Genomic DNA, 6,182 nt, shown 5'->3' with positions numbered 1-6,182 from the left:
GATACCACGTTGCAGGCTTCTCGATAGGCACGAACGGTTTTTGCTAGTAATTGTTCCTGTTCGTCCGTTGGATTGATTTTAATTTTCGCGGTCAATGTTAGTTTCATAGGTTATCACCAACTTTCACTATTATTATTATACCTGAAATTCAGAAAGGAGGAAGGCAAGGTTAGCTTTCGCCAACGGCAATTCCTCCCCCACCTACACTACGCTAAGAGGTGGGGGTATCCTTGCCGAAAAAACAATGAATAATGGTACGTTTATAAGCTTTGAAGGTGGGGAAGGCTCGGGGAAATCAACGATCATTCCGCGCATCGCCGCTCGATTGGAAGCTAAAGGATATGATACACTCGTATCGAGAGAGCCGGGAGGCGTGGCGAGTGCCGAGAAAATCCGTCACCTTTTGCTCGATGACTCGGAAGAAACGCTCGATCTTTATACAGAAGTGCTTTTGTTTGCGGCTGCCCGTCGCCAACATCTTGTGGAGAAAATCATTCCGGCACTAGAGGCGGGTAAAATTGTACTTTGTGACCGGTATGTGGACAGCAGTTTGGTTTATCAGGGACATGCCGCGGGGGCGGGCATCGAAGAAGTTCGGGAGATTAATTTGTTCGCGATCCGAAAATGGTTGCCGCACCGTACATTTTTCCTGGATATCCCCATAAATGTAGGTTTTCACCGTATTGCTCAGAATGCCCGTGCTGAAAACCGTCTTGACCAGATGGATGTTGCGTTTCATGAACTTGTGCGCGACGGCTATCATATTCTTGTGAACGAGGAACCGGAACGGTATCGCGTCATTCAGGCCAATACGGATATCGCTCGCGTAGAGGGAGAAATTTTCACCTCCATTACAGAAATGCTATAAAGAAAACTTGGCTTATCGCCAAGCATGGCGAAAGCCTTAGTTGCACTTATGCAGGATAAGAAAGTTTTTCTTTCTTATCTGCGCGTATAAACACTAGATTTCCCTGTCTGCATATCGTATGATATAGAAAAAATACGCGTCTCATACCCCAAGGAGGAGTGTTCGCCATGAAACTGATTATTGCTGTTGTCCAGGATAAGGATAGCAATCGTTTGTCTACATCGCTCGTGGAAAATGATTATCGCGCGACGAAATTATCGTCAACGGGTGGTTTTCTCAGGGCAGGCAACACGACATTTTTGATCGGTGTAGAAGATGAACAAGTGGCTGACGTTTTGGATATTATTAAGGAAAACTGTGAAAGCCGTGAACAATTGGTCGCGCCCGTCTCTCCCATGGGCGGAAATGCCGATTCTTACGTCCCCTATCCCGTCGAAGTGCAAGTGGGAGGAGCGACGGTGTTTGTCATGGACGTTGAACAGTTTGAACAATTTTAAAACGGAGGGGGACCGCTCGTGGAATGGGGTACCTTGAGAGCGGAACAACCGGTAGTGACGCAATTGCTGCAGCATGCTGTCTGGCGGGAGCGGCTTCCGCACGCGTATATTTTTGAAGGAGAAGACCGCGATGAACAACTCGGGGCAGCTTTTCTGCTTGCCCGTGCTTTTTTATGCAGCAACAATGATCCTGCCGCCAAACCGTGCAATCAATGCAGTGAATGTAAACGTGTACAATCAGGCCAACATCCGGATATTATTATCATTCGATCGGACGGCCTTTCCATTAAAAAGGCGCAAGTGGAATTTTTGCAAAAAGAATTTGCTTATAAAGGGATGGAGTCTACAAGGAAGGCATATATCATAGAAGAAGCTGATAAAATGACGACGAGTGCCGCCAACAGCTTATTGGCCTCGTTGGAAGAACCGGAAGGGGAAGCACTGGCGATTCTGGAGACGGAGAATCTGCATTTTTTGTTGCCGACGATCGTGTCCAGATCGCAGGTCATCTCGTTCAGGCCCTTGTCTGAAGCCTCGCGGCAGGCACACCTGCGGGAAAAAGGGGAGACGGAGGAAGTGGCAGCGATTAAAGCCCGGGTCGGGAACAAACCGACATCGCTGGAGGATGGAGAGCGTACGAACTGGATTGTACAGGGGCGTCAGGTAGTGATACAATTGGCGGAAGAGGTTTTCCAACGACCTCTGCAAGCGAAATGGCTGCTTCAGGACAAATGGCATACACATTTTAACGATAGAGAAGGACTGGATACAGGCCTTGACTTCTTGCTTTTTTGGTATCGGGATGTATTATATACGAAGTGGGGCAGGGAGGACCTTGCTTACCCTGATCAGTTAGAGAGATTGAAAACCGAAGCACTCAATCGTTCGGAATCCATGCTGGCAGCGCAAATGAAGGCAGTGATGGAAGCGAAACGATATCTGGCTGCCAACGTGAATCCGCAACTGTTGATGGAGCGGTTGCTCCTTCGCCTCCAGGAGGGATCAAACTTTGCATCAAGTGATTGGCATTCGCTTTAGGAAGACCGGAAAAATTTATTATTTTTGCCCTTCCGGACTGGATGTGCAAGTCGGCCAAACCGTGATCGTTGAAACTGCTCGGGGCGTTGAACATGGTTATGTCGTGCTGGAAGAAAGAACGGTGGACAGTGATGATGTGGTCCTTCCGCTTAAAAAGGTTGTGCGCCTCGCGACACCCGAGGATGATAACCATGTAGCGGAAAACGTTGACCTTGCACAACAGGCACAAACGGTTTGTAAAGAAAAGATCACTGAACATAAGTTGAATATGAAATTAGTCAGTGCTGAATATACATTTGACCGGAATAAACTGCTGTTTTATTTTACCGCTGACGGGCGGGTTGATTTTCGCATGCTCGTCAAGGATTTAGCTTCGATATTTCGTACGCGTGTTGAGCTTAGACAAATCGGCGTGCGTGACGAAGCAAAAATCCTTGGCGGCATCGGCCCTTGTGGACTCGTTCTTTGTTGTTCAACGTTTCTCGGCGACTTTGAACCCGTTTCCATTAAAATGGCCAAGGACCAGAATTTGTCCCTTAACCCGGCAAAGATCTCCGGTCTGTGCGGACGTTTAATGTGTTGTCTTAAATATGAGAATGATGAGTATGAACAAGCAAAGAAAGAACTTCCCGATATCGGAGAAAAAATATACACAGAAGAAGGCCGTGGAAAAGTTTCAGGGTTAAATATGTTGGAGCGACTTGTCCAGGTGGAACTTGAAGAGCCTGAACGAACCCTGGAATTTTCCCTGGAAGAGCTCATTGGGCAAGGCGCGGTAACCAGCTAGCTCCCCGAGAAGGTGGGAAGGTAACGTGGCAAAAAAGGAAATGTTTTCACAAGTCATCCATATGGAAAAAAAGCTGCATACCTTTCATGAAGAAATTCGTGAGTTAAAAGAGCAACTGGCAGCGCTTATTGAAGAAAATCAGGGGCTTGTTACGGAGAATCGCCTCTTGAGAGAACGGTTGGAGAGCGAGGGAATCTTTCCGAATGCTATCGACGAAGAGGCCTTCGACCAGGATTCAATATCTATGGCGACACTGCCGGGAGAAGGGTATGACAACCTTGCCCGTCTGTACCATGAAGGCTTTCATATTTGCAATTTAAATTATGGAAGCTTGCGGATGGAAGGCGATTGTCTCTTTTGTCTTTCATTTTTTCAGTATAAATAATGGCTTTCGGCCCGTGCGCTTTCGCGTACGGGTCCCTTTTGCTATGCGTCGGCGGGAGGTTGGAGATGTATTTACGACGGAACGAGCGGATCGATTATATTTATAAAAATCGTTTACGGATTATTCAAAGCAGAGATACGTTTCCTTTTTCGAAAGATTCGGTGCTTCTCGGCCAGTTTGTTTCGGTGGTGAAAACGAAAGGAAAAATGGTTGATTTGTGCGCGGGAAATGGTTCGGTTCCCCTTGTGATGGCGATGCGTAGCGATGTAGGGATTACCGGTGTGGAACTACAGCCCCAAGTGTGCGATATGGCCCGGCGCAGTGCCAGAATCAATGGATTAAAGGAGCGATTATCGTTTTATTGTGGTGATATTGCCGAAGCCAGTGAATGGCTGGGTAGAGAAGCCTATGATGTCGTTACGTGTAACCCGCCGTATTTTCAGGGCAGTGATAAAAATAAGCAGGCGGCGGTGGCAAGAGCGCGGCATGAAATGAATGCTTCCATCTCCGAGGTGGCACGGGCGGCGGCCAGATTGTTGAAATATAGGGGCAAAGCGGCGTTCGTTTATCGCCCCGAGCGTTTATCGGAGTTATTTTATATGTGTGAGCAAGAACATTTAACCCCGAAGCGATTGCAATTTGTGCATCCACGTGCCGACAGGGAAGCAAACATCGTCTTAATCGAAACGATTAAGGGTGGTAACCCGGGGATAAAGACTTTGCCGCCACTCGTCATCTACGATGAGGGCGGAAACTATACGGAACAGTTTTTGCGGGCTTATGAAGGGGAGGAGATGGTTCGCGGGCCATCGCTCGCCAGAGAAGGGGGCCAAGACGTAGCCGATCATTATGTGTATATGCTTGAATGCGGGGATGGATCTTATTATACCGGCTATACACGCGAACCTTATAAACGTTTGCAGAACCATGCAGAGGGAGTAGGAGCCAAGTATACACGCGGGCGCGGGCCATTTGCCCTGATCCATTTGCAGGCGTTTGCGAGTAGATCGGAAGCGTTGCGGGAAGAATGGCGAATCAAGCAGTTGTCGAGGACAGAAAAGAAACGATTGATTCGTGAAAGGAGGCGAAGTGATTTTGGACAAGGGCACCCTCTATCTCGTTCCAACGCCGATCGGCAATCTTGAGGACATGACGTATCGCGCAGTGAGAGCACTTGTTGAAGCGGATCTCATCCTGGCTGAAGATACGAGACAAACGCGCAAATTGTTAGCTCATTATGACATCCACACGCCGATGATGAGCATGCACGAACATAATGAGGAGAAGCGGGTGAACGCTTTATTGGCGAAGCTTCGGGAAGGCGAGCAGTTGGCACTTGTCAGTGATGCGGGGACGCCGCTCGTTTCGGACCCGGGGGAGCGGCTCGTCAGCGCCTGTATTCACGAGGGAGTCCGCGTAACCCCCTTGCCCGGCGCGAACGCGGCCGTTACGGCGCTGATCGCATCAGGCTTTGGGGGAGGTCCTTTTTACTTTCACGGCTTTCTTCCCCGCAAGAAAAAGGAGAGGGAAGAGGCGTTGCAGCGACTTGGACAGTTCCAGGTTCCCCTCGTTTTCTATGAGTCTCCCTACCGGCTCACGGTGACATTGGAGGAGTTATCCGAAACGTGGGCGAACCGTGAAGCAGTGGTTGCGCGCGAGTTGACGAAGCATTATGAGCAATTTCATCGTGGAAGTCTGGAGGAATTGGCACGTGCAGGACATAAAAATGGCTGGAAAGGCGAATGTTGTCTTGTTGTTGCCGGAGCTTCAGATCAGGAATTATATGAGAGGGAAAAACCTTCCTGGTGGGAAGGGCTGTCGATTCAGCAGCATGTGGCGGCATATGAAGCGCGGGGGCAGGAGCGAAAGGCCGCTCTTAAACAATGTGCCCTTGATCGGAACATGAGCAAAAACGAGGTATACGCGATTTATCATCGCCTGAAATAAAGAAAACTTGGCTTATCGCCAAGCATGGCGAAAGCCTTAGTTGCTAAAAAAGGCGGATCACGCAGATCCGCCTGTCCAAAATATAATTACGAAGTCACGGATCGCGATTGGTCCACATACTCCTGAAGTTGGTCGATTATTTCCTCGGCGCCTTCAGGACTTAAGATGATCTTTCCGTTTGCAAGGGACAAATTGTTATTGGATACTTCTCCGGTCACCTGGCACATATTGTTCGGCTGGTACTTTTTCAGAATAATCTGGTCTTCGTCCACGTACACTTCCATCGCGTCACGTTCAGCGATGTCCATCGTATACCGGAGTTCCTTTGGGATGACCACGCGCCCGAGCTCGTCTACCTTTCGAACAACACCTGTCGATTTCATTGTTGTTTACCTCCTTAAAATAACGTGTATTTTTGTGCCTTTTTTGACACTTTCTCTTTATAATAATTATAATAACAGTATTGTAAAATAAAGTCAATATAAAACATTTCAAACCAAATTTGATACAAATTTTCCTGAGTCGTTCCTCTCCCGCCTCTCACATCCCACCTCCCACCTAAGGGCATCGTCAAAGTCAATATAATCACTTATGTCCGGAAGTGTAGAGACGGAAAATAGCAATTCCCTCCGTTTGAGGAGTTTCTTGTAATTACAAAGC

Annotated in this window: 9 protein-coding genes; 7 read left to right on the top strand and 2 right to left on the bottom strand. The window is 48.1% G+C overall.

Annotated features, from left to right (window positions below):
- Positions 1–107, bottom strand: a 107-nt coding sequence (locus BLS58_RS16980; protein ID WP_176764839.1) for a helix-turn-helix domain-containing protein, incomplete at its 3' end; no start/stop codon positions are given.
- Positions 108–244: 137 nt separating this feature from the next.
- On the opposite strand from BLS58_RS16980, the gene tmk reads away from it, so the two are divergent.
- The 7 genes from tmk to rsmI all read left to right on the top strand — a co-directional run bounded on the left by tmk (position 245) and on the right by rsmI (position 5,522).
- Positions 245–868: a dTMP kinase gene (tmk, locus tag BLS58_RS16975; RefSeq protein ID WP_090400314.1), complete on the top strand. Its 624-nt coding sequence runs from the start codon at positions 245–247 to the stop codon at positions 866–868.
- A 167-nt stretch (positions 869–1,035) separates the two neighbouring features.
- Positions 1,036–1,365: a cyclic-di-AMP receptor gene (locus BLS58_RS16970; RefSeq protein ID WP_090400313.1), complete on the top strand. Its 330-nt coding sequence runs from the start codon at positions 1,036–1,038 to the stop codon at positions 1,363–1,365.
- 18 nt (positions 1,366–1,383) lie between these two features.
- Positions 1,384–2,403, top strand: coding sequence for a DNA polymerase III subunit delta' C-terminal domain-containing protein (locus tag BLS58_RS16965; protein ID WP_090400311.1), 1,020 nt, complete (start codon positions 1,384–1,386; stop codon positions 2,401–2,403).
- Positions 2,375–3,190, top strand: coding sequence for a PSP1 domain-containing protein (locus tag BLS58_RS16960; RefSeq protein ID WP_090400309.1), 816 nt, complete (start codon positions 2,375–2,377; stop codon positions 3,188–3,190). Before BLS58_RS16965 ends, BLS58_RS16960 begins: the two co-directional genes overlap by 29 nt.
- Positions 3,191–3,230: 40 nt before the next feature.
- Positions 3,231–3,575 (top strand): initiation-control protein YabA, encoded by a 345-nt coding sequence (locus BLS58_RS16955; RefSeq protein ID WP_143018957.1) that lies wholly within the window; start codon positions 3,231–3,233, stop codon positions 3,573–3,575.
- A gap of 65 nt (positions 3,576–3,640) precedes the next feature.
- Positions 3,641–4,720, top strand: a complete 1,080-nt coding sequence (locus BLS58_RS16950; RefSeq protein ID WP_176764838.1) for a GIY-YIG nuclease family protein — start codon at positions 3,641–3,643, stop codon at positions 4,718–4,720.
- Positions 4,665–5,522, top strand: a complete 858-nt coding sequence (gene rsmI, locus BLS58_RS16945; RefSeq protein WP_425433703.1) for a 16S rRNA (cytidine(1402)-2'-O)-methyltransferase — start codon at positions 4,665–4,667, stop codon at positions 5,520–5,522. Before BLS58_RS16950 ends, rsmI begins: the two co-directional genes overlap by 56 nt.
- Positions 5,523–5,608: 86 nt before the next feature.
- Here the strand turns inward: rsmI and BLS58_RS16940 are convergent, their stop codons facing one another.
- Positions 5,609–5,905: an AbrB/MazE/SpoVT family DNA-binding domain-containing protein gene (locus tag BLS58_RS16940; protein ID WP_090400303.1), complete on the bottom strand. Its 297-nt coding sequence runs from the start codon at positions 5,903–5,905 to the stop codon at positions 5,609–5,611.
- Between the last annotated feature and the right edge of the window lie 277 nt (positions 5,906–6,182).

Origin of the sequence: Natribacillus halophilus, from assembly GCF_900100185.1 — a bacterium.
Classification (GTDB): Bacteria; Bacillota; Bacilli; order Bacillales; family Marinococcaceae; genus Natribacillus; species Natribacillus halophilus.
This window is presented reverse-complemented; position numbering and strand designations above follow the sequence as displayed.

What these genes read in the sequence shown, in the direction of transcription:
- tmk (WP_090400314.1), top strand. Translation starts at nt 245, where the DNA reads ATGAATAATGGTACGTTTATAAGCTTTGAAGGTGGGGAAGGCTCGGGG.
- BLS58_RS16970 (WP_090400313.1), top strand. Translation starts at nt 1,036, where the DNA reads ATGAAACTGATTATTGCTGTTGTCCAGGATAAGGATAGCAATCGTTTG.
- BLS58_RS16955 (WP_143018957.1), top strand. Translation starts at nt 3,231, where the DNA reads ATGTTTTCACAAGTCATCCATATGGAAAAAAAGCTGCATACCTTTCAT.
- BLS58_RS16950 (WP_176764838.1), top strand. Translation starts at nt 3,641, where the DNA reads ATGTATTTACGACGGAACGAGCGGATCGATTATATTTATAAAAATCGT.
- BLS58_RS16940 (WP_090400303.1), bottom strand. Translation starts at nt 5,905, where the DNA reads ATGAAATCGACAGGTGTTGTTCGAAAGGTAGACGAGCTCGGGCGCGTG.